At 40.1% G+C, this 24,726-nt stretch carries 14 protein-coding genes and 1 pseudogene; 3 read left to right on the top strand and 12 right to left on the bottom strand.

All coding sequences use genetic code 11. The features are described from left to right. Positions 1-26 precede the first annotated feature (26 nt). From GQR87_RS00245 to uxuA, 3 genes are read left to right on the top strand one after another with little or no spacing between them, the layout of a single operon-like run. Positions 27-1,406, top strand: a complete 1,380-nt coding sequence (locus GQR87_RS00245; RefSeq protein WP_158965406.1) for a divalent metal cation transporter — start codon at positions 27-29, stop codon at positions 1,404-1,406. Further along, the gene (locus GQR87_RS00240) at positions 1,406-2,515 is read left to right on the top strand and encodes a Gfo/Idh/MocA family protein (RefSeq protein ID WP_158965404.1); all 1,110 of its coding nucleotides are present in this window, start codon (positions 1,406-1,408) and stop codon (positions 2,513-2,515) included. The genes GQR87_RS00245 and GQR87_RS00240 overlap by 1 nt, the downstream gene beginning before the upstream one ends. Continuing rightward, on the top strand, positions 2,512-3,702 hold the full coding sequence (gene uxuA / locus GQR87_RS00235) for a mannonate dehydratase (protein WP_158965402.1): 1,191 nt from the start codon (positions 2,512-2,514) through the stop codon (positions 3,700-3,702). The genes GQR87_RS00240 and uxuA overlap by 4 nt, the downstream gene beginning before the upstream one ends. Before the next feature lie 67 nt (positions 3,703-3,769). Here the strand turns inward: uxuA and GQR87_RS00230 are convergent, their stop codons facing one another. From GQR87_RS00230 to GQR87_RS00175, 12 genes and pseudogenes are all read right to left on the bottom strand, one after another. Next, complete coding sequence (locus GQR87_RS00230; protein ID WP_158965400.1) at positions 3,770-4,795, bottom strand: hypothetical protein; 1,026 nt, start codon at positions 4,793-4,795, stop codon at positions 3,770-3,772. A 30-nt stretch (positions 4,796-4,825) separates the two neighbouring features. After that, the gene (locus GQR87_RS00225; protein ID WP_158965398.1) at positions 4,826-6,397 is read right to left on the bottom strand and encodes a c-type cytochrome domain-containing protein; all 1,572 of its coding nucleotides are present in this window, start codon (positions 6,395-6,397) and stop codon (positions 4,826-4,828) included. A 35-nt stretch (positions 6,398-6,432) separates the two neighbouring features. Beyond that, positions 6,433-7,896 carry a DUF1501 domain-containing protein gene (locus tag GQR87_RS00220; RefSeq protein WP_158965396.1) on the bottom strand — a complete coding sequence of 488 codons (1,464 nt, stop codon included), beginning with the start codon at positions 7,894-7,896 and terminating at the stop codon, positions 6,433-6,435. A gap of 87 nt (positions 7,897-7,983) precedes the next feature. Next, the gene (locus GQR87_RS00215; RefSeq protein ID WP_158965394.1) at positions 7,984-11,247 is read right to left on the bottom strand and encodes a DUF1553 domain-containing protein; all 3,264 of its coding nucleotides are present in this window, start codon (positions 11,245-11,247) and stop codon (positions 7,984-7,986) included. A 274-nt stretch (positions 11,248-11,521) separates the two neighbouring features. Continuing rightward, the gene (locus GQR87_RS00210) at positions 11,522-15,646 is read right to left on the bottom strand and encodes a hybrid sensor histidine kinase/response regulator transcription factor (protein WP_158965392.1); all 4,125 of its coding nucleotides are present in this window, start codon (positions 15,644-15,646) and stop codon (positions 11,522-11,524) included. 181 nt (positions 15,647-15,827) lie between these two features. Beyond that, positions 15,828-16,760, bottom strand: a complete 933-nt coding sequence (locus GQR87_RS00205) for an ABC transporter permease (RefSeq protein ID WP_158965390.1) — start codon at positions 16,758-16,760, stop codon at positions 15,828-15,830. A 29-nt stretch (positions 16,761-16,789) separates the two neighbouring features. Further along, positions 16,790-17,761 (bottom strand): sugar ABC transporter substrate-binding protein, encoded by a 972-nt coding sequence (locus GQR87_RS00200; protein WP_158965388.1) that lies wholly within the window; start codon positions 17,759-17,761, stop codon positions 16,790-16,792. Positions 17,762-17,822: 61 nt separating this feature from the next. Next, entirely contained in the window at positions 17,823-18,815 is a 993-nt protein-coding gene (locus GQR87_RS00195; protein ID WP_158965386.1) for an ABC transporter permease, read from the bottom strand. A 1-nt stretch (position 18,816) separates the two neighbouring features. Beyond that, positions 18,817-20,334: a sugar ABC transporter ATP-binding protein gene (locus GQR87_RS00190; RefSeq protein ID WP_158965384.1), complete on the bottom strand. Its 1,518-nt coding sequence runs from the start codon at positions 20,332-20,334 to the stop codon at positions 18,817-18,819. Between the two features lie 76 nt (positions 20,335-20,410). Then, positions 20,411-21,676 (bottom strand): family 43 glycosylhydrolase, encoded by a 1,266-nt coding sequence (locus GQR87_RS00185; protein WP_158965382.1) that lies wholly within the window; start codon positions 21,674-21,676, stop codon positions 20,411-20,413. Positions 21,677-22,198: 522 nt separating this feature from the next. Further along, positions 22,199-22,888: pseudogene (locus GQR87_RS00180) on the bottom strand (transposase zinc-binding domain-containing protein); the annotation flags it as partial. 111 nt (positions 22,889-22,999) lie between these two features. Further along, positions 23,000-24,652 (bottom strand): alkaline phosphatase, encoded by a 1,653-nt coding sequence (locus tag GQR87_RS00175; RefSeq protein WP_158965380.1) that lies wholly within the window; start codon positions 24,650-24,652, stop codon positions 23,000-23,002. Between the last annotated feature and the right edge of the window lie 74 nt (positions 24,653-24,726).

The raw sequence follows: 24,726 nt of genomic DNA, 5'->3' as shown, positions 1-24,726 counted from the left end.
AATCATAAAAATAAAGAGCTCTAATTATGAATAACAATAGCGAAATCGCGACACTGCAAGCTTTGTCCGCCAAACCTTGGTACGCCCGCGTCCCCACCTATGTAAAACTCAGTGGCCCAGGCTGGTTGCAAGGAGCCATGACTTTAGGTGGGGGCAGTGCTGTTACCTCATTAACTATTGGTGCACTATTTGGTTACGAATTGTTGTGGGTGCAACCTGTTGCCATGATTATTGGTTGTATCATGTTGTTTGTATTGTCTCACCAAACCTTAAATACCCAAGACAAACCTTTTGAAGCAATGAAAAAGCACGTCAATGTACCTATAGCTTGGGGATGGGCGATTGCAGCTTTTGCCTCAAGTATTATTTGGGGCTTTGCTCATTACCCTTTAAGTGCCGCGATGTTAGAAGAAATAGTGGTGGTGAGTACAGGATTCTCAGTTGATAAAGACTCTGGCATGGCCAGAGATATGTACTTACTTGCGCTGGCCATATTGATTTGGATGGGCGTTGCATTTACCGCTTGGAAGTACGGTGACCACGACAGTGAAGGCGGTAAGAATAACGCGGTTAAGTATTTTGAAACCGGTATTAAAATTCTTAGCGCCTTAATAATTGTAGCCTTTGCTTGGGTGGTAATTAGTGCCTCACTTAACGGCAAAGTAGACTGGGCTGCAGTTGCTGCAGGTTATATTCCTACTTCACTACCAACAGACGCTCAAGGTGTGACAGTGGTAATGGCCGCATTAGGTAGTGCTGTAGGTATCAATATGACATTTATCTATGGCTATACGTTACTGCATAAAAAATGGGGTAAAGAGCATGCAGAGCTCTCTCGTTACGATATAGGCTTAGGTTTAGTTGTACCTTACATTTTAGTGACGAGCTTAATTTCAATAGCTGCCGCAGGTGCCTTTTATGGCTCTGATTTAGATATTCAAGGTAAATTAAGTCCCACTCAAGCTGGCACTATGTTTATGTCTGCAGGCCTAGATGAAGTCACCAGCCGCCTTATCTTTGCCTTTGGTATTTTTGGTATGGCAGTCGGCTCATTGGTCATGCATATGTTGTGTTGTGGCTCAGCAGCTGCCGCTATGTTTGGTTGGTCTGAAAACAGCTTTAAATACAAACTGGCTTTGTTGGCCCCGACACCAGCCATTCTTGGTGTGTTTGTTTGGCAAACTATGGGCGCTTACGTGGTATTGCCTACGTCAGCCATTTGCGGATTTTTGTTACCCATCGCCTATATTGGCTGGGCATTACTCAATAATAATAAAGCTTATTTAGGCGACGCTATGCCAACAGGCAGCAAACGCCTATTTATTAATATTGCTATGGCAATTTGTATCATTACCGTGCTTGCCAGTGTGATTTATTCAACTTTAGTTAAAATGGGTTATATCTAATGGCGCAAAGCTCAACTCCTAGAAAAGTAAATGTGAAAGATGGCGCCAACTACGCACCAAGTGGTATCAGTGAAAAAGTAGTGCAACCCGGCGAATTTACGTTTTCTATTGCCTATTTAGATCACGGGCATATTAATGGCCAGACAAATGGCTTGTTGCAAGCAGGTGCCACACTTAAATATGTGTACGATTCAGACTCAACACGCCTAGCTGCCTTTTGTGAGAAATATCCGCAAGCGATTGTGGCTGATTCATTTGAACAAATATTAGAAGATATCGACACTAAACTGGTGGCTTCTGCTGCAATCCCGCACTTAAGAGCAGGCATTGGTATACGAGTGATGCAAGCAGGTAAAGATTATTTTACCGACAAATCCCCTTTTACCACCTTAGAGCAATTAACTGAGGTAAAAGAAGTAGTGGCCAGTACAGGGCAAAAATATGCAGTTTATTACGCCGAACGCTTACACAATGAAGCAGCATGGCAAGCGGGTGAGCTTATAAAACAAGGCGCTATTGGCCGTGTTTTACAAGTGATCAATTTGGCCCCACATCGCTTAGCAAAAGCGACTCGCCCTGATTGGTTTTTCGATAAAGATTGTTATGGCGGCATATTGACCGATATTGGATCCCATCAGGTAGAACAGTTTTTAACTTATGCTGGTGTCACTAACGCTACTATAAACTTTGCCCGTGCTACTAACTTAAACAACCAAGATAAGCCTGGCCTAGAAGACTTTGGCGAAATATCTATGACAGCCGAGAATGGCGCGTCTTTCTACACCCGAGTCGATTGGTTTACCCCTGAAGGACAAGCCACTTGGGGTGATGGACGTACCTTCATTATGGGTACAACAGGTAATATTGAGTGTCGCAAATACAATGATGTCGCTCGCCAAGCACCTGCGTCAAAATTATTTATAACCAATAACCAACAAGAGCAAGAAATGGATTGTTTAGGACAATCTAGCTTCCCATATTTTGGCCAGCTCATTTTGGACGTTATCAACCGAACCGAAAACGCCATGAGACAAGACCATACATTTAAAGCGGCAGAATTAAGTATGCGCGCACAACAAATAGCAGATTTAGCGGAGACAGAAAAATGATAGAAACATGGCGCTGGTTTGGCCCTAAAGACACAGTTTCTTTAGCCAACATAAAACAAGCAGGAGCTACAGGAGTGGTCACGTCTTTACACCATGTTGCTACTGGCGACGCTTGGTCTTTAGATGAAATAATGGCACGCAAAAATTTAATCGAAGACAATGACTTAACTTGGTCAGTAGTAGAGAGTGTGCCACTGCATAACGATATTAAGTTACGCACTGGTGACTATTTACAACATATTGAAAACTACAAAATATCAATTAAAAACTTAGGCAAAGCAGGCATAGCCAGCATCTGTTACAACTTTATGCCGGTGGTAGATTGGACCCGTACTAATCTTTTATATTCTATGCCTAACAAAGCCAAAGCGTTACGTTTTGAAATGTCTGATTTTGCAGCCTACGACGTTTATATTCTTGAGCGTGATAACGCCGAACAAGATTATGCACCTGAGCTATTAGCCAAAGCTAAAACTCGACTAGATGCTATGTCTGAACAAGAAAAAGCCTTACTAGAAAAAAACATCATTGCTGGTTTACCCGGTGGTGAAGGATCATATTCAAGAGACAGCATCAGGCAAGCTATTGCTGAATTTATCCAACTAGGTAATGAAGGTATGCGTCGCAACCTTATTTTGTTCTTAGAAGCGATAATTCCTACAGCAGAAGAAGCGGGAGTACAGATGTGTATTCACCCTGACGATCCACCTTTTTCATTATTTGGTTTACCCAGAGTAGTTTCAACGGCAGAAGATGTGCGACTGTTAACTCAAGCAGTACCAAGCCGAGCCAATGGTTTAACTTTATGTGCCGGATCATTTGGCGCACGTTGTGACAACAACCTAGTCGAAATTGCCAAAGAGTTTTCTGACATAGTGCACTTTGTGCATCTGCGAAATGTAAAAAGAGAGCCTGATGGCTCCTTCTTTGAATCAGACCACCTAGACGGCGACAACGACATGATTGGCCTAATTACTGCGTTATTAAATGAGCAAAAGCGCCGTAAATTAGAAGGCCGAGCAGACTACTTAATCCCGATGCGTCCAGATCATGGCCACCTAATGGGCGAAGAACTAGAGCAACAAGGCATTAATCCTGGTTATTCGTTTACCGGAAGATTAAGAGGTTTGGCAGAGTTAAGAGGTGTAATTACCACTTTAGAACACTTGCAAAATCAAGCAAGTTAACCGATCTCGGTGAGGTAAAAGATAGGGTTAGCGGTCTAACCCTATTATATTGTTATAACCTGTGGTTTCAGTAATTAAGACGCTTCCAATAAGATAATTTGCCTGGATTCCAAGTACCTATCACAATATCACCATTAGACATAAATATAGCGTCGTGAGGATGTTTATGGCCTTCAGCACCCAGTACTTTATTTAACTCGATCACATCAATCAATTTGCTGTTTTTATCTAAATAAGCCACTGTCCCGTTTAAGTTAGGCACCAATAATTGTTCTTGCCACACATCGGTATTACAGACTCGGCTGATGCCCTCACCTGTTAACTCATTTAAAAAGTTTCCTTGGCGATCTAGAACAACAATGCGTTTATTCTCACGATCAGCAACTAAAATATTATTTGTTCTGGGATCAAAGGTCACGCCATGGGGCACCTTAAAATGTTGACCTGAGTTTTCACCCGTCCATACTTTATTTGAAAAATTACCCGTTTGTTTATCACGCTCAGTAATGGTTGAACTGCCATATCCATCAGCAACATATAACTGATTTGAATCTGGATTAGTGGCCGTGTCGGTAGGTTTATACTTAAGGGGCGACTTTTGATAAATGTTAGTGTCAGGCGATTTATCTGACTGCCATAATATATTGCCATCTAGATCAATTTTACGAACAGCTTGTCCATTGTTACTTAAATACAGATATTTTATGCCGTTCTCATACACCAAATCTAAGCCATGTGGTGAACCATAGGCGATAGCCGAATCGCCAATATAACGAATGAAATGGCCCTGTTTATCAAACATAGCAATGGCATGAGTATTCTCATCAATCGTTTTAGACTCATAAGCCAAATATATATTATCGTCATTATCACGGGTTAAACCATGAGCATGTTTAATATCGATTTCTTTAGGCAAGGTTAAATAGTTAGGTTGATACTGATATCCCCCAGAAATAATGCTTTGTTTATCAACCACTGGATTGGGCTGGTCTAATGTTGGCTTTTTATGCTCGTGTGCCAAGCTTTGACTCGACAGAGAAAAACTTGTTATGCCCACTAATAGCCAAGCTAATTGGTTAATTCTTATTGTCATAATTAGTCTACTTATCCCTATTATTGTTGCTTATTCTGTAGGGCTATCAAGCCCGTCTTCGTTTGTTTCTGCTGATATTTCTACTGCTGCGTTAACTGGGTTTTTCACCACCGAATGATAAATTTTAGTGTGGCTCAATTGTGCTTCCAGCATATTTAATCCTTGCTCGGTATAATCGGTATTGGCCAAATAAAGTTTCTTTAATGACGATATCTGAACCAGTGTTTTAGCGGATTCATCGCCTACTTTTGTATTAAACAAATTTAACACCTGTAATTTATTGAGTCGGCTTAAGGGCGCTAAATCTCCTGCAATTTTGGCATTATCCAATAACAACACCCTTAACTGCGACAGGTTAGCAATTTCGTTCATCACTTCAGAGCTAATACTCATATCACCAAGATCAGCCGCAGTAATAAATTCAGCCAAAGGTTTTAACGAATCCCTGGCTTCAATACTTAAAGGGGTATGGAAATTGAAGGAACTAATCTGTAGGCCGTCTTTAGGATCTTGTGACACCGTGCTGATATCGATTCCGAAGTTATCTTTTAATTGGTTTACATGCTTTTGTAATTCCATAGGCTGCATACTGGTATAGGTTTTAAGCGGAAACAAACGCTCTTGTGATTCAGCAATTAACTGCTCAATGATAAGAGAAACTTCAGGCGTGAGTTTATCGTTAGCTAGCTGATGAATACTGTTTTCTGTTGGTGCTCCAGCATTGATCCACCATTTCATCAGTGTTAATTGCTGTTCATTTAAAGGTGTACGCCCTTCTGGTGGCATGGCTTGGTCATCATCTCTTGGTAGACTAACACGATGGAATAACTCACTGCCTTCGGCATCACCCGCTACTATGCTTGGTTTTTTACTTTTGCCACCTTTGAATAAGCCATCAAGGGTATCCATTTGAAATTGGCCTTTAATTTTCCCAGCGTTATGACAACTCATACACTGCTGAGCTAACATAGGCTCTATAAAGCCCTGATAAATAGGCGTTTCTAAACTAAGTAACATTTCCGGCTTTTCTAAACCTAGAGTTATTTTAAGTTCTGTTGGCAGCTTTTCAGTCAAATAGCCCTCACCTTGTACCAATGAGCCCCCTAAGTGCCCACCAATGATGACTGCCACCAAGGCAATAGATAAACAAGCAAAGTAGGTTATTTGATAAATATGTTTTTTAGCTAGGTGATAGGTTTCGTTTGCTAGGCAAGCCAAAATAGTAAAAATAGCCGTAGTGATACCCAACCACATATGAGTGGTCACTAACTCACCAGAATAACCATCAGAACTGGCAAGGGTGAATCCAACAATAACGGCTAAAACTGCAGAAATAGCAGCAAAATATAAAATAAAACGTATAGCTTTACTGAGTTCCGCTAGCTGGCACTTTCGGGAAATCACCTCAATGAAAGGTACCAACATCAACCAACCTATAGGTAAATGCAGCACCACAATATGAAAACGTCCAAAAAATATTGCCCAATCGTTACCTACTTCGCCATCTAGATCCGCTAAATAGGGTAAACATAGTAAAAAGGTAATCAGCACCAATCCAAGGATCAGAGAATAAAGATAATGGCGGGGTAAAGAAGACTGCATAATATCGCTCGTAGTTATGAGATTAGTTGGATGTTTTAGCTAATAATATCTTTGATGAGATACGATTTTTCGACCCCAGTTAAGGTTTGATCTAAACCTTGATACTTCACCGACAAACGTTTGTGGTCGATACCCAATTGATGCAAAATTGTGGCATTAAGATCACGAATATGTACTGGGTGTTTGGTAATGTTATAACCAAATTTGTCAGTTTCACCATGCACAATCCCACCTTTAAAACCACCACCAGCAACCCAGCTAGTAAAACTACGTGGATGATGATCACGGCCATAGTTTTCTTTGGTTAATTTACCTTGGCAATAAATGGTACGGCCAAATTCTCCGCCCCATGTGACTATTGTGTCTTCTAATAATCCTCTAGATTTTAAATCAGTAATTAAGCCGTAACAGGCTTGGTCAACATCTCGACATTGATTCGGTAAATCCGCCGCCACATTTTGATGTTGATCCCAGCCACGATGAAATATTTGGGTAAAACGCACCCCACGCTCAGCCAAACGCCTTGCCATCAAACAGTTGGCGGCAAAAGTACCTGGTTTATGTACGTCAGGGCCGTATAAATCTAATGTGGCTTTACTTTCATTAGTAATATCAGCTAACTCAGGTACAGAAGTTTGCATACGATTAGCCAGTTCATATTGAGCGATGCGAGAAGCTATTGTGGGATCTCCCATACGTTCAAAGTGCTGCTGATTCATACTTGCTAGGCCATCGAGCATGGCACGACGCACGTCTGAACTAATGCCTTTAGCATTAGTTAAATACAAAATGGGATCACCAGATGATTGAAACGCGACACCTTGATGACTGGCCGGTAAAAAACCGCTGCCCCACAATCGATTAAATAATGCTTGAGCTGATTTTCTGCCAGTCCAACTTGAATGCAACACCACAAATCCAGGCAAATTAGTATTTTCGCTACCTAAGCCATAATCTAACCAAGCGCCCATACTCGGATGCCCCGGTTGCTGAGAGCCAGTTTGAATATAGGTAATAGCCGGATCATGATTAATCGCTTCGGTATGCATAGATTTTATGATGGTTAAATCATCTACCATTTTTGCGGTATAGGGCATCAATTCACTGACCCAAGCGCCACTTTCTCCATGCTGCTGGAAATCATATATTGTCGGGGCAATGGGAAAACTATCTTGTCCTGAAGTCATGCCCGTTAAACGCTGGCCATTACGTATCTCTTCAGGTAAATCTTTGCCAAACCATTCTTTCATTTTTGGTTTGTAGTCAAACATATCGTGCTGCGAAGGACCGCCAGCCATAAATAAATTAATCACTCGTTTAGCTTTAGGCTTAAAGTGAGGAGAGCCCAAACTACCGCGCCCTAAAGAATATTGAGCGGGTTCAGATGCCAGAGCATTTTGCCCTAAAAGACAAGCTAAACCAGCGGCGCCTTGTTTTAAAAAGCCTCGCCTATTTAAGGTTTTATATTTAACGGCAAATTCTGTATCTTTGGTATTCATTTTATCTCTCCTTAGCTAGTAGCCTTGGCTGCTAGATAATTAACTAACTCAGTAAATTATTTGTTGTTTGTTTTTTCAATTACTAGGTCAATTTTTGGTAATAAATTCATCTAAATTAAATACTTGGTTGGCGAGCATAGTCCAAGACGCGAGTTCAATAGGATCCAACTGTTCGTCGGCCTGCGACTCTCCGATATTGATTAATTCATCAGCAGCAGTTTCACTGGTTAAATACAAACGTTTTAAGTTTTGATAGGAGTTCTTTAAGGTTTTCAGCATAAATTCATCTGGTTTACGGCCAAGAGAGTGTTCAATTAAATAACTAAATTTATCCTCAGTATTCGCCTTTAAAACTGACTCAGCCATCACTCTAGCCGCCTCAATAAATTGTGGATCATTCATTAATAACAATGCTTGTAATGGTGTATTGGTTTGATCTCGTTGTACTACACAACTTTCTCGATCTGGCGCATCAAATAAAGCCATACCGGGAGGAGACGCTGTGCGCTTTCTAAAAGTGTATAAACTTTTTCGATACAAGTTTTCACCATAGTCTTGGACAAATTTTGCGGTATTACTGTCAACATATGCCACAGTTTTCCACAGCCCGTCTGGTTGATATGGCTTAACCGGTTTGCCCCCTACCTTATCGATTAATAAGCCACTAACATGTAATGCTTGGTCACGAATCACTTCTGCATCTAAGCGGTAACGTGAAGACCTAGCATAAAGTTGATTTAATGGATCTTTTTCTTTAAGTTCTGAAGTGATTTTTGATGATTGCTGGTAAGTGGCCGACATTACCATTTGTTTTATTACCCGTTTCACATCCCAACCATTATTTTTAAAGTCATTTGCCAACCAATCCAGTAACTCTGGGTGTGTAGGTGGCGTGCCTTGACTACCAAAATCGCCCGCGGTTTCGACTAAACCTTTGCCAAACAAATATTGCCAAAAACGATTAACAGTAACTCTAGCCGTTAACGGGTGATCATCTCGGACTAACCATTTAGCTAGATCTAAACGATTGAGATTTTCGCTTTTGTCTATGCTAGGTAACACAGCTAAGGTGGATGAAAAAACTTCTTCTCCTTTATCATCATATAAGCCCCGATTAAGCACATGTGCCGAAGGGCTGCTGTTTGCTTTCTCTTGCAAAACCAAAGTGATAGGAGAATGTTTTTCTATATCAGCGATTTGTGGCAGATGCGAAATACGCTGGGCAGTAAGAGCCTTTCCAGCCACTGAAATTTGACTTGCATAATAATCAGCTAGTAAGTCTTTTTGTGCCTCAGACAAGTCGTTTGTATTAGTTGCTAATGCAGATTTTATTTCTGGCATCTTGGCAATTAAATGATTTTCGTTCTCGGTTAGAATCATGTTGTAAACCCGTAAATCTTGGACCGCCACAAAAGGACTAGCTTGCTGCTTGGCCATGACCTCTTTATCTAAACGGTTTTCTTTGTGAGCATAAGGGTTTTGGACAAAACCAACCGCGAGTGGATTACTGATTTTAGTGTTGGCTACTTTATTAAATTCTTCAGTGCTGAGACTACGGGCTTGTGCATCCTGTATTTCTTCACCATCTACATAATATTGAAATGATTTTTGACTAGCCGTGCCATTGTATTGAATAGTGAAATGTTGCCAAGTATCAGCTTTGATCACATTCCAGAGGCTGCCTTCAATAAATGACGATTCACCATAATTGAGCGCTAATTTAAGTGAATTTTCGTTACTCAGCTCAACAAACCAACCTGATGTAGTACTTTCCCCACTCCACCAGCCTTTATTAGGATCCACATCTATACGACCAATAATGGCTTGGGATTTAATTTTTTCTTTCGGTACTTTCAACCAAAAACTAACACTAAACCTATCCCTATAATTGAATTCAGCGGTATTGCCCAGCTCAATAAGGGTTGACTGGTTAATGGCTAAAGCTTTACCTTGTTTACCATTTACCCATTGATATTTTCCGCTAACTTTTGCTGATGATTTTTTGTCATCCACATAAGTAGTGAGTTGATTATTTGCACCTTCATCAGCTGGTAAATGAAAAACTAAATGTGAGTTTTCAATAGGCACTGGCTGCTGACCATCAAGTTGTTTAATCCAGCTGCTCAGTTCACTTTTATTCTCTGTCGCAATCGCCTTCAGTTTGCTTTTTAAAGTCTTGTCCTTGACGGCAAGGCTTTCTTTTAACAGTTTGTCTTGGGCACTTAATACATGAATAGAAGGTGGATAATCCATAGCATTACCATCCATAGGCTTTTCAGTGGTATTTCTAAAAAATGCAGTTAACTGATAAAATTCTTTTTGCGAAATAGGATCGAATTTATGGTCATGACAACCTGCACAACCAGTGGTTAATCCTAACCACACAGTAGACAAGGTTTCAGTTCGGTCTTTTGCATATATAGCCGCATACTCTTCCTCAATAGCACCACCTTCATTAGTACTTGGATTCGAGCGCACAAAACCTGTAGCCACTAACTGCTCTTGAGTGGGATTGGGTAATAGGTCACCGGCTAACTGTTCAATTGAAAATTGATCAAAAGGCATATTTTGATTAAAGGCATTCACCACCCAATCTCGGTAGGGCCAGATACTTCTCAAGTTATCTAAATGTAAACCATGGGTATCGGCATAACGCGCAGCGTCGAGCCAATAATGGGCTTGATGTTCGCCGTATGCTGGTAATGCTAGTAGTTTATCCACCACCTTTTCGTAGGCATTAGCAGAGTCATCGTTAACAAACTGCTGGATAAGTTGCTGCGAAGGGGGAAGCCCAGTTAAGTCTAGAGCAAGACGCCTGATCAAGGTACGTTTATCTGCTTGAGCAGAGGCTGATAATTGCTCTTGCTCTAAACGAGACAAAATAAAACTATCTATGGGTGTTTTAGCCCAATCTCTTTGTTTGATTGGTGGTATTGGTACATCGGCAATAGGCTCAAACGACCAATGATTTTGCCATTGTGCCCCTTGTTTTATCCATGCATAGATAGTTGATATTTCTTGCTCTGATAACACCTTGTGCATGCTTTTAGGTGGCATGCGCTCTTCAGGGTTTTTATGGGTTATCCGCTTATATACTTCACTTTTTTCAGGATTGCCTGGCACCACAGCAAAATGCCCACCCAGATCAGTTAATAAACCTTCTGCAGTATCGAGACGTAAATTGGCTTTTCTATCATCCTTGTCAGGCCCGTGACAATGGAAACAGTTATCAGACAATATAGGACGGATATCTTTGTTAAACTGTATTTCAGCATCGGCAGCAAAACTAACCATAGTAATAATCAGTAAAAAGTAGCGATTTAATAGACTCAAAGAATAACTAAATTTCAAAACAATTCTCCACTAAAAATGAACAGATTTAACTGTCAAAAATAGTTTATGTATAAAACTACACTTTTATTTATCAATCCAGCATACGGAATAGTATGTTAACAGTCAAAAAAAGGATGTAACAACACAAGGAATTAAAACCAATAAAAACAATGGGTTACATAAAAACAAACATTCCTGATACAAATTAACAACAAATAGAGACAAATTGCCCAGCCCAGTAAACAGCTCCAAATTCATATTGATGCATTGGGGTTAGTGAGGCTTAGCCGTTCTACCGAGTTGAATTTTGCTCTGAAGGGTTGTGGCCAAAATAGTTTTTGAATGCTCGATTAAAAGAGCTTGAGTCGCTATAACCCACCTTACTGATTATTGCTGATACGCTGTACCCGTCTTGCAATAACTGTTTGGCCGTAGTTAAACGGTGACGTTTAATATATTCAGCAGGGGTAATATTAGTTAAGGCATTAAATTTTCGATAAAAGGCGCTTCGACTCATATGTACATGACCGGCCAATTGTTCGGCATTAAACTCAGTTGTATGAAAGTTTTCCAACAACTTTTGATTCACTAGTAGTAGAAATTTTTCTTCTTGGGCTGTGATAGTGCCATCTAATATATTTGTTAAGCTATTTGCTGATCTATTTACTAAACTAAAGGTATTCTCTTCTGTTTTTGGCTGATCGGCAGAATTAGCAATAGGTAACGCTTGTAAGCTTTTTTGTAAAAAACTTGCATAGTGTTGGCGATTTTTCATCAAGCTTTTAATACGGTTTTTTAATATGGGTAAAGACACGGGTTTTAAGAGGTAATCAACCGCACCAAAAGCAAATCCTTTAAGTTGGTGTTCTTCAGCAATCATAGCGGTATGCAGCAACACTGGGATATGGCTAGTGACTATGTCATTTTTTAACGCTTGGCAAAGATCCAATCCATCCATATTAGGCATTTTATAATCCGACACTATTACGTCTGGTACATTTGAACGAGCATAAGTAAGCGCTTGCTTTCCATCGTATTCTACGTGACATATAAAATTATTAGACAGTTCTAGCTGTAAATAATTGGCTAGTTCAACATTGTCATCCACAATCAGTAAATGAATAGGGTTATCCCTATTATCTGCTTCTTTTTGCGCTGTACAGGTATTTATCGGAGCATTAATCGTTGAGTCAGTATCAGCCTGTTTATCTAAAACTAAAACCTGTATTTCAGTATCTCCATTATTAACTTCAATAAAATGATCAAAGTTGACAACAAATAATGAACCGACAGATTTTCCTTCAGGAGGACTGATCACACTTATATTGCCTTGGCAAAGTGTCACTAAGTCTTTGACTAAAGCGAGGCCAATGCCAAAGCTATTGTTATTAGCAAAACGATGTTCTTTTTGGGTGTAGAAAGGTTCGAATATAGTTTTTATCTCCGCAGCTGGCAGACCCAAACCTTGATCTTCAATATGTACACTCATACCCTGTAGGCTTTTACTTTTCAAAATTCTCACTGAAATAATACTGTTCTCAGGAGAATATTTAATGGCATTAGTGATCAGATTTTCAATTATTTTCCTAACCACATCTTGGTCAAACTCACATAGATAACAGCTTAATTTTGTCTCTAATACAATTTGTTGATCTTTACTCTTGGCAATAAAAGCTAAGTCTTCGACTAATAGACGCACCATCAACACAAAATCTTGCAATTGATTGTTCAATGCCAATTGCCCTGTTTGTAATCTACGGTACTGCAACAGTTGCTCAATCAGTTGTTTTAACCGCTTGGCATTGCGCAGTGCCAGTTGTAATCCATAATTATCTTTCGCTTTGGCATGCTGATTAAAAAACTCATCAAGAGGGGAAATAATAAGTGATAGCGGGTTTCTGAGTTCATGAGAAATATTGGTTAAAAACTGCATTCTCACTTCATTCATTCTACTGGTTTGTTTTAACCTTTGCACAATAAGCATCAGCAATACAATAAACATCAATACAAACAGGCTAGCCATAATGATGTAAAACCATGTTTGCTGCCAGAAAGGAGCCAAAATCGTAAAACTAATAGTTGCAGGTGTCAGTGAAATATTGCCATCACCGTCCCTTGCCCTGACTTCTACTGAATAGTCTCCCGCTGACAAATTAGTAAAATAATGAGATGTGTCTGATGAAAAAACTGACCATTTATCTTGGTTAAGTCTGTATGAATATTTCAACTTACTGGACGGAGTTTCATACCATTGATCTTTACCCCGCCATGACAATAAAACTGCATTTTGGTAATTATCAATTGAAGATTCTAAGCTAACAGTGATTAAAGGGGCTAATTTAGATGGACTGTATTTGATGGTTTCAAATACATCCCCTTGCAGTTGAAAATACCATTTAAAATTCATCTTAATTTGTTGAAACCTAAACACCCAATCACGAGATGCTTGATTGACCCATAATGTATTGTCATCTGCGGCAACTAAGTTACTGCCCTCTCGAATAGCACGAGCATTATAAATATCCATGTTTTGCCATGTCGTGCCGTCAAACCAGTCGACTCCTGTTGAGGTAAGCGCCAATACCCTGCCGTCTTTCGGCGCTAATATGGTCGAGACCTTTTCACTACTTAAGCCTTCATTTAATGAATATTGTCGCCACTTAGTGCCGTTATATGACAAAACGCCATAGTGCCAATTAGCCATCCAAATATTATCATTAAGGTCACTGGCAGTTCCCTCTACCCAGCCATAAACAAAATGTTCTGGCAAAGCTAAAAGCGAAACATTCTGCGATAAATTAAGGTTATCAGGATTGAGTACGGCTAATTTGTTATTACTCACCACCAATTGATTATTTTTAAACTCTGCGATTGACGCAACCCGAGATTTTGCCAAGGGGATATCAGTGACAGTAAATTCTCCACTCTCTTTACTTAACCTACTTAACTTAACCAGCATTCCCTCGGTCATTAAACTCTCATCGTTTCTACCAAGATAGATATCACCACTACTCGACTGTAATACTGACAAAGCGCCAATATTTTCACCTAGTTGAGGTAATAAAAGTATTTGCCACTTTATCTGTTTTTTTTGACTGAATGCTAGATTTTGAAGGTAACTGATAGCTGCTGTTTTATTATGTGAGCCATAAACAATAATGTCATTTTCACGAGTACATAAAATATTAGTCGCAGTGGAAATTAATCCCTTGTCGACAGTTTGTTTATACCAAATATCGGTTAATACGTTATGCCTGATAACCCTCCCATCTTTGTGCAGGAAGAATTCATTTTGTTGACTTTTACAACCATAAATTAAATTTTTATAGGTTATTTGCCGAGGCTTATTGTAATTCAGCCGGCGGATGGCATTGCCAAATTCAAATAACCATAAGTTGCCATCTTTCGATTGTTTTAAGCCTAATATTTTTCTATCGATTTTAAAGTCAGCCAGAGGTGTAGATTGCCATTTATTATCAGCTTTTATATAAATGCCTTTTTCACTGACTAACATGACCTCACCTTTTGAGGTGCCTAAAACAACTTGATCAACGTAGCCTGCTTGGGATGGATAATTTTGCTCCTGCCAATTAAGTTGTGCTGTAGGCTTTCGTTTTATATCAGTAATATCAAGAGAAAGTGGTGGTTGCTGTTTATCATGATTCAATAGCCAAATTTGGTTGTTAGCTACTTGAAATAATCGGCTCTCGGTTAAATTTTTGTTTAGTCGAGGCCAAACATTAAGCTCGATCAGTTTATCATTTTGCAAACGATATCGTTTTACATCGCCTGTATCTCTAAATAACACCCAAAAAAAGCCGTCATTATCGACTATGTATTCTTCAATGAACTGGCCAGATAATTCGAAATATTGATAATCATTTTCACTGACTTTAATTAAGTTATCTGCCGACACAAGCCAGAAAGCATCATGGGCAAATATTAGCTTTCTGTGTGTCCATAAATGATACTTGGCACCCCTGAGATAAGGACCAAAAGGCTGCCATTTGTTGTCTTTGAATTGATATATTTGTTTTTCGCCCAGTGCATAAACCTGCCCTTTATCATCAATATCTACCACATAAAATTGTGGAGCATAGCTAGATAAACCGTCTTTCACATCGTATTTGGTCAGGGTTTTCCCGTCATAACTCAAAACCGCATTAAAACTTCCCATCCAAAGATGATTATTTTTGTCTACCGTAAGATTATGAATAGCATTGCTGGGTAAATTCTCGATTTCGATCCATGCTTCAGGATGTAATGCATTGTTTTCAATTTCAGGATAAAACAGATTCTCTGCAGAAACAGCAACAGGAAAGACAAACAACACTAAAAATAAAAAGAGTGTTTTTGTATGATAGAGAAATATGGATAATTTTTTTTGTAACCACATTGCTTTTTTAGCTGCTGTCATGAGACCAATTAAAATATTTCATATAGACAAGGGGTTATGCATATATGATTTGCTTGAATTTATCTCACTATACCTGTTGATTGCAATAGTGACGAAATAAAATCATAAATTAAAAATATTTTAATTTATTAGCAGGTGATGCCTGAACAGCCACCACCCGAATAATTGCTTAATATTAAAACTAGTCTCTACTTAACTTCATTGCCAAGCTGTAACCAATAAAGATCAGTGCGCCTTGCACAATCAATTGGTCGTAAAATGGAATTCCCATTAAGTTTAGGCCGCTGGTCAAAATCGCTAGAATAGCCACACCTTGAACCGTTTTCATTATTGAACCTTCACCGCCATTCATATGGGTTCCCCCCAAAACAACACCACCAATAATCAGCAACAGTAAAGTATCACCCACACCCGGCAAGGCATTACCTAAGTTAGCAATACTTATCATGCCTGCAATCCCAGCCAGTAAGCCTGAAACAATATACACGCTGGTTTCAATTAAACGAGTTTTAATGCCGCAATAACGAGCCGCATTTCGATTACTACCAAACAACATGACCTGCCGGCCCCAAGTGGTTTTGGCCATGAACAGTGCACTAATAATCACCACAACTAGTGCTACAACCATAATACTGGGGATGCCCCATATCAGCTCAAAACCAAAATCTAATAAAGCATCTGGGGTGCCTTTTACCGCTATACCTTCTGACAAGGTGAAAGCAATACCTCTGGCTATTAAGGCTGTGCCCATAGTAGTGATAAAGGGATTTAAACCAAAAAAGCCAACACAAACCCCATTTAACAAACCAAAAACCAGACCCGCTGAGAGTGCTGCACAAGTGCCTAACAACACACTATCGGTGGCGGCCATCACTAATCCGCCAATTACCGCAGTAGCACTAATAACAGTGGCGATAGAAAGATCTATACCACCGGTAAAAAATACTAAAGTCATACCCACAGCTGCAATCAATACTACAGAATTGGCCAATAAAATTGACTCAGCATTGCCAGCCGTAAAAAAATATGGCGAAAGGGATGAAAACAGCGCTATCAATACTGCAATAATCAGTAACGACGGATAACTTTTTAATAACTTAATGCTAGACGACATGTCCACTCGATCCTTTTTTACCAGCGCCGCTACTTCGCGCCCCAGATATCTGCTTTATTCTCAGCAATGTTTTTATTTGTATAAAACTTACCCGCAATAACATTGTGTTTTTCAACCGACTCACCACGAATTAACGCCGCGGCTAATTGCACTGTTTTTTGTCCGATGCCATTTAAGTCCATCACCACAATACCGTCAGCAAAACCACTAACAGTAGCTTCATAGCCATCATTGCTTCCGTTAATACCTGTCACTACAACGTGTCCTTTCTCACCCACTTTTTTGTTTTTATTTAAGTTGGTTAGCACAGTTTCAATAGCAGGGATTTGTGTATCTGTAGCAGCAAAAATAGCCGTGATATTAGAATTTGCTTGGAATGCGTTTTCGGTTGCCGCTAATGCTTTAGCAGAATCCCAATCTGTTGGTACAGATACAATTTCTACATTTGGTAAAGCTTTGAATGCTTGTTTAAACCCTTTGCTTCTATCAATACCATTCTGATCGTTTAACGCACCTAACAGCTCAAGTACTTGCACTTTACCCTTAAGCGCTTTTAGTTGCTCAACCATGTATCGACCTGCTTGCAGCCCATCAGACATAGAATCAGGACCAACAAATGCTGACACTACGCGACTATCTGGTAGCGCTCTGTCATAGGCAATCACAGGAATTCGTGCTCTTTTGGCGCGCATTAATGCTCGCTCTATGGTGTTTTGATCCACAGCGCAAACCAAAATCGCGTCAACTTGCTGAACCACTAAAGATTGAATTTGTGCATTTTGAGTTTGTGCATCACCATCGGCAACCACTTCGATTACTTCAAAACCCAGTCTCTCAGCTTCAGCTTTAATCGCATTGTTTTCAGCCACTCGGCTTTCAAATAACTGATCAACAGCCAAACCGATACGAATTTTTTCAGCTAATGCTGACGCTGAAACTGTGGAAAACAACAACACAGTAACAACAGACAGCAGGCCACTTAATTTTTTACTTATATTCATTACTTTTCCTTTAAAAAACCTAAAATTGAATCATTAACCGCCAAAGCACACATTACTCTGACTAATTGGTTGCACCGCGTATTTTCATTGCACTACTTTTAATCAGTTCTCGTGATTTACGTACTTCAGAAAGTCTGTCAACAATCACAGCCACCAGTAAAACAACACCTCGCACTGTGTCATACACATAAGGCGAAGCATTTAACATATTCAAACCGTTATCGATTAATACCAAAAAGATAGCGCCTATCACACTGCCGATAATAGTGCCTGAACCTCCTGATAACTTTGTGCCCCCCAAAATCACTGCTGCAATCACAGTAAATTCTAGGCCTATACCAATATCTGACTGTAAACCACCGACTCGAGCGATCAAAATAAGACCAGCCAAAGCAGCAGTAAGCCCACCAATTAAATAGGCTAAAATGGTCACCCGCATAATTGGCAGGCTAGATTCTTGCGCCGATACCTCTGAACTGCCTACGGCTCTAAGATACAAACCAAAACGTGTTTTTTTAATCAGATAAACACCCAACACAGTCACCAGAACCATCAATAAAATAGGTACCGGAATACCTAAAATACTGCCATTGCCTAAATAACCGAGTTCGCGAGGCACAGGAATATTTTGTGCGCCAGTTAGATGAATAGCCATTCCTCTATATACGGTATAAGTGGCTAATGTAGTAATCAGCGGTGTGACTTTAAATTTAATCGATAAAAAGCCATTAAAGGCTCCCAGCAACACACCCGCAGAAATTGACACTAAAAGCGCAAGGGTATAACTGCCAGTGGAGACCACCATCTCAGCAAACAGCGATGAAATGAAAAACAAAATCGCGCCAACAGAAATATCAATGCCACCCCCTATAATTATATAGGTCATACCCACTGCCATAATGGCCGTCACACTCGCCTGCACTAATACAGACTGCATGTTAGTAAAGGACATAAAGGCAGGAGAAGCTATGGCTAAAAATAAACATAAAGCAATAGTAGCAACCGCAATCGCCGACCAATCTAGGTCAAAAAATTTAAATTTATTCAATGTCATGTTAACTCGCTACTTGTTGGCTTTGTTCGTGTACCGAACTGGCTGCAATTGAAATAATTTTCACTGGGTCGAAATTGGCTCTATCGAATTCCCCCACTATATGCCCTGTCCGCATCACCATGATCCTATGGGACACATCAAGTAACTCTTGTAAATCAGATGACACTACAATCACTGCAACACCTTGTTTAGCTAGTGCCACTATCTTTTTATGGATCTCAAATTTGGCACCAATATCGACACCTTTAGTCGGCTCATCTAAGATGCAGATTTTTGGTTTAGTGGCTAACCATCGCCCTAACAGCACTTTTTGCTGATTACCGCCACTGAGCTGCCTAACTGATGCATCAATACTTGGGGTAGAGACATTCATTTCCTTTACAAATTCTGATGCAGCAGCCCGTTCACCTTTAAAGCCAAAACCTTTAACTAATTGCTTAACAAAATAAGACAAGCCAGATGCACTGGCGTTTTCTTTCACCGAACGTCCGCTAAACATGCCATTTGTGCGTCGATCTTCGGTCACGTAGACCACACCTTTTTGTTTCATTTTAGCTACGCTAACAGGTGAAACACATTCGTTATCGATATAGATATCACCGCTTGCAGCACGAATACCAAAAATAGACTCTGCTAGTTCGGTTCTACCAGAGCCCATCAAACCAGCGATACCCAGAATTTCTCCATTAGCCACTGAAAGTGAGACTTGGTCAAAACGGTGTGAACACAACTTATCTAAACGTAATGCTATTTTGTCGGATGTCGCATCTAGCACAAAAGCAGATTCACCAATTTTTCTGCCCACCATCATTTCTTCTAATTCATGACGCGGCACGTCCCGTAAATAACCTGTACCTACTTGTGTACCATCACGCAACGCTACAAATTTATCAGCCATGGCATACACTTCATCCATAAAGTGAGAGATAAAAATCATCGCCACACCACGGGCCTTTAACTTACGCATTATGCTGAAAAGTTTTTCTCGCTCGGGAGCGGTTAAAGAGGTGGTAGGTTCATCTAAAATAAGTACTTTATTGGCATGCATTGACGCTTTGGCTATTTCGACAATCTGTTGTTTACCTGCACCAAGAGATTCAACATTAGCAAAAATGTCAATTTCTACTCCTAGAAAATCTAATTGTTGTTTTGCTAATTTTTCGGTTTCACGCCAATCCACATTTAAAGCATGACCAGGCAAATCATTAATACACAGGTTTTCTGCCACAGTTAAGCTGGGAAATAAACTAAGCTCTTGGTGTACAGCTGATATTCCCTGTGCTTGACCTTGTATTTGTGACACTTCTTCGCCATCAACAAATATTTGTCCTAATGTGGGTTGCAATAAACCACACAACATATTTTTTGTGGTTGATTTACCGGCACCATTTTCCCCCACTAAAGCCAATATCTCGCCTGGGTATAGGTCAAATGTCACTTCTTTTACTACTGTTTTTCCTGCAAACGCTTTACTCAGCTGTTTAACAGAAAGTACAGGCTTAACGCCCTTGTCCATCATCAAAGTACCTATCTAAAATCATTTTTTATTTCTCGCATTCACCACATCTAGCAGCACGTTATCCATGACATAGGATCTAGTTATTCTGCTCGGCAATACGTTGTTTTTGTTTAGCTGACAAACCAAAAGAATAATGCACTTCTGGAGAATACTTATTGTTATGTTGTTTCATTTCGGGGTCATCGACATCTAAACTCAGATCGGCATCAAATCGAGTTAATATAGAATGATTACGCTCCCAACCTTTAGGTTGAGTAAAGTGCGAAATCCCCCAAGTCACTCCACGGCCATACTGAGTATCAGTAAAAGCATCAGGCACAAAAAAGCCAGCAGCATTTGGCATTAATTCAACCACAGAGGCAATTTCAAAATTCACCCAATCCTTGGCGTATTGAATAGTGCTACGCTCATTACCATCTCGAATAACTAAGGCTGCAACCCCTTCTTTGAATGGAAATAAGGAGGTTTCATGACCTGAGTTTAAAACCGGGTTTAGTGGGTGTTTTTTAAAGGGCCCTAATGGATTGTCAGCTATGGCTAAACCTTGCATACGTATAGCTTGAGGCCTGTCTTTACTGCCACGAATACGGTCAAAATCAGACTTGTAATATAGATAAATTTTACCATCATGAACGATTGGATGTGGATCATGCACAGCATTTTGATCCCACTCCCCTTTCTTACCATTAGGCACAACAACTTTATTCGTTGCGACCCAAGGCCCATCTGGCGAATCAGACACAGACATGATCACAGGACAATCATTATCTGTTAAACCACTTGGCTCACTGAACCCTTGATAATATAGATAAAATTTACCTTTAAATTTTAGAATGTCTGGCGTCGCCACAGAACGCCATCCTATAGTAGGTTTAGCAGGTCTGGGAACGGCCACACCTTGCTCTTGCCAAGTAAAGCCATCTTTTGAGGTGGCATACCAAACTTCAGCTAAGTCCCAATCTGCGGATGGCACAGTGTCAGTAGCTAAATGGGCATTGCTTAGGCCAACAGGTTTCTGTTTGGTATCTCGCTTGGTGTACCAAACATAATATTGGCTATTTTCTTTAATAATTTTTGAAGGGTCACGACGGGAGATAGTGCCGTCACCTCCGTTATAATCAAACCCCTTTAACTCGGTATATTTAAATAGAGAATACAGCTCATTATTTTCCTGACGAGGTGACAAATAATTATCATAATTGCGGGCAACAGCTGCGCTTAATAGTCTGTTTGGTTTTTCTGCCGGTAAATCATAGGGAAAAGCAGCTTGTTCCTTTGCCCCTGCTGCACTCACAACAGAGCTTAGTAAACAACAAATAATACTGATAGATTTTATTTTCATTCTACTGCACCTTGTTAACATAGGATTTTTAAATATGAATTAACTATTTTACCGCACAACCAACAGAAAATGTTAAATTAATACGATAAATTGTCAACAAAATATAAAATATATGTATCACAGAAAGATAATAAGCAGAGTTATTTAGACACCCTTATTTATAAAGTAATTGAAATGCCTGTCCTAAATTTGAGTCTAGTCACCGATTTAGGTCAACTTTCCCCTATAAATGCACAAATCAGCTCTAATTTCAGATTTTAGAGCCATAAGTTAAAAATTACTCCCATGTTTTTTGCTTGTTGATCCATTAGTTATTGGGTATTTTATTACTTTGGGTGTCTAGATAACTCCCATTTTATTACTTTGGGTGTCTAGATAACTCCCATGAAATACATCCATGTATTTCATCCTTTGTGCCGCACCAAATGTAGGGGCTTTTATCGGGTGACCAATTCATCGGGAATGAATTAGGACAACCAGAGGTTGCCCGTAGGGTGAGCAACAAGGATGTTTCTCATCTAAACGCGTTTTGCCATAGTTATCTTCGGCATATACGCCATCGCGGTAGAGCATATGAAAATGGATATTTAAATTACTTCGGGCGTCCTGACCTTCCCCCTCTGGGGCCAGCCTCCGGCTGTTCAAAATAGCTCCCGGCGATTTTGTCAGCGCTGAGCCAAGTCGTTGGGTCAGTGTGACCGCACCCGTTTGTGCCGTCTGTTTGTTGTAGTCTGCTTTTTTAGTGATATGTGTGGCAAGTGTGCGATAGACAATACCCAGTACTTTCCCCTTGATGCGAGGATAACTAGCAAACAAAAATCTAAGTTGAAAAGGGAAGCTCAATACCCATTGCCTAATGGGCTCATGAGGCAACACATCATCAACCAGCAAGGCGGCGCTTTCTGCCATTCGCCGCGCAGCACAGCTGGGACAAAATCCTCGGCGTTTACAACTGAATGCGACCAGGTGCTCATGGTGACAATTTTCACAACGTACTCGCAAAAAAACATATTCCAAACGACCGCACTTGAGGTACTCTTCAAATTCTGACCGCACATACTTGGGCAAATATTTATCTTGTTGCCCCATGAGATTCAGAAACTGCGGGTAATATTTTTCAACAATTTGATAAAGAAGGGTTTGCTCTGGTTTATGACGTTCATACTTTACCGTTCCCTCTTTTCTGGCCCCTTTACAAGAGACATATAACACACCTATGCTGTGATTACATACAGCATAGGTGTGTTTTTTTATTGTAGGTATGCTGATACTTTATAGCGCAAAAATATGGGAATTAACTGTGCAGGCCTTGGAAAATATTCCTTAAATACTGTGCCGTAGTCCTTGCTTGGTGCGTTGTATGGTCATACTTTTTTGTAGAAAACTTGCAGTAGAACGTTTTGTGACAGTTTGCATTGCGATGTAATCAATCTTCGCTTGGGTTTTAGTTAGTGTGGTTTTTACATAGCCCCTATGCTCACAATCGGCCCATAGAACTTCGGCATTCTGCTCACTCAATAAAGCGTCGAATGTACGGGCATATTCAGCAAAGTAATCGAAACTACCAGGTGAAGTCACGCTAGTGGTTCCTATTTCAAAGCCCATATTTTTTCCTTGTTGGGTGTGTAATTGATTGGCCCAAAAGCAATGGCTATCGCCAGTAAAAACTAATAAATCATCAGCTTTAACATTCATGCACTGGTTATAAAACTTCTCTCTTGCTGCAGCATAACCATTCCATGTGTCTAGAGAAATGGGAAGCTTCCAGTTTCCCATTTGTTGGGCTTTGGCTACTTTAGCTTTCGTTTTCTTGGAGAAATTAGGATGACTAATATCTACATGATCTGTGATGTCAGGCATATTAATTTTAGCCATAGGGATCTGATTACCTATCAGTCGCCATGGCTCTTGATTACTGATTGATTGAGTTAACTTATTGCTTAAAAACTCTTCCATTTCTGGATGTAAGATTGTTTGTGCTGGGTTATGTAGTTGCTCTCGCACAAACTTATCTCGAGCTTGTTGGTTAGTTATGTTGGGTAAGTGGTCACTGTAATCAACTTGTTTACTTCTGCCCGTATGTCGAGTCTCTAAGGTAATCAAACTGGCAAGGTTGCCAAATTGAAAGTGGCGCCATAGTTTAGCTCTGTCATTCACTTTTTTAGGATCCCGTATAGGCATCCATTCGTAGTAGGCTTGTAAAGATGCATCACGACGAGTGTACCAATCCCCCTCATTGACCTGATGATTTTGCGCGCCATGCAAGTATGGATTATTGGTTGACTCGTGGTCATCCCAAGTAGGAATAAGAGGATGAGCGGCATGCATTAATTTAGAACCTTGGTCTGTCTTGTATTGTGCATGGCGCGTGCGATAGTCGGCTAGAGTGATAGTCTCGTTTGCTGGTAGGTGTTCACGATTTAACAACTGTCCAGACACGCCCCCCCAGCTTTTTTGACTATATTCATACATAAAATCTCCTAAGTGTAAAACAAAGTCGATTTCGCTATCTTCCGCTATATGCTCATAGGCATTGAAATAACCAAATGGAAAATTAGAGCAAGACACAACAGCAAAGGTCAGTTTATCCATGCCTTGCTGACTTAAGGTTTTTGTTCGACCAGTTAACGAGTGAAAGTTATCAAGACTAAAACGATAAAAATAAGTTTGTCCTGGCTTTAAGCCAGTGACATCGACTTTTATCGTGAAGTCGGAGTTGGCTGTTGCTAGCTTTGTTCCAGATTTTACTATTTGCTTAAAGTTGTCGTCTAAAGCGACTTGCCAACTAACATTAGTCGAAAATAAGACCGACAAACGGGTCCATATAATAACGCTGTTGTGAGTAGGGTCGCCGCTAGCGACACCATGTGCAAATAACTGCGAGGCTTGGTCTTGTTGGTTTGTGCCGTTGGCCGCAACAGCAAACACAGAAGCTGACGTGCCGACTAAAAAACTTCTACGTGTGATTAAATTCATGATAGTTGTTCCTGAACAAACAAATGAAAACATCCCCTAAGGAGTTTATTCCCAAGGGGATGCTTATGAAGGGA

It is taken from the genome of Paraglaciecola sp. L3A3, from assembly GCF_009796765.1.
Classification (GTDB): domain Bacteria; phylum Pseudomonadota; class Gammaproteobacteria; order Enterobacterales; family Alteromonadaceae; genus Paraglaciecola.
Note: the sequence above shows the minus strand (reverse complement) of the source record. Positions and strands in the feature narration are given on the sequence as shown.

Bases quoted from the DNA above. Each gene is read 5' to 3' on its own strand.
- GQR87_RS00205 (WP_158965390.1), bottom strand. From the start codon at position 16,760: ATGTCGTCTAGCATTAAGTTATTAAAAAGTTATCCGTCGTTACTGATT.
- GQR87_RS00175 (WP_158965380.1), bottom strand. From the start codon at position 24,652: ATGAATTTAATCACACGTAGAAGTTTTTTAGTCGGCACGTCAGCTTCT.
- GQR87_RS00240 (WP_158965404.1), top strand. From the start codon at position 1,406: ATGGCGCAAAGCTCAACTCCTAGAAAAGTAAATGTGAAAGATGGCGCC.
- GQR87_RS00195 (WP_158965386.1), bottom strand. From the start codon at position 18,815: ATGACATTGAATAAATTTAAATTTTTTGACCTAGATTGGTCGGCGATT.
- GQR87_RS00210 (WP_158965392.1), bottom strand. From the start codon at position 15,646: ATGACAGCAGCTAAAAAAGCAATGTGGTTACAAAAAAAATTATCCATA.
- GQR87_RS00190 (WP_158965384.1), bottom strand. From the start codon at position 20,334: ATGATGGACAAGGGCGTTAAGCCTGTACTTTCTGTTAAACAGCTGAGT.
- GQR87_RS00220 (WP_158965396.1), bottom strand. From the start codon at position 7,896: ATGAATACCAAAGATACAGAATTTGCCGTTAAATATAAAACCTTAAAT.
- GQR87_RS00245 (WP_158965406.1), top strand. From the start codon at position 27: ATGAATAACAATAGCGAAATCGCGACACTGCAAGCTTTGTCCGCCAAA.
- GQR87_RS00230 (WP_158965400.1), bottom strand. From the start codon at position 4,795: ATGACAATAAGAATTAACCAATTAGCTTGGCTATTAGTGGGCATAACA.
- GQR87_RS00200 (WP_158965388.1), bottom strand. From the start codon at position 17,761: ATGAATATAAGTAAAAAATTAAGTGGCCTGCTGTCTGTTGTTACTGTG.
- GQR87_RS00225 (WP_158965398.1), bottom strand. From the start codon at position 6,397: ATGCAGTCTTCTTTACCCCGCCATTATCTTTATTCTCTGATCCTTGGA.
- GQR87_RS00185 (WP_158965382.1), bottom strand. From the start codon at position 21,676: ATGAAAATAAAATCTATCAGTATTATTTGTTGTTTACTAAGCTCTGTT.
- uxuA (WP_158965402.1), top strand. From the start codon at position 2,512: ATGATAGAAACATGGCGCTGGTTTGGCCCTAAAGACACAGTTTCTTTA.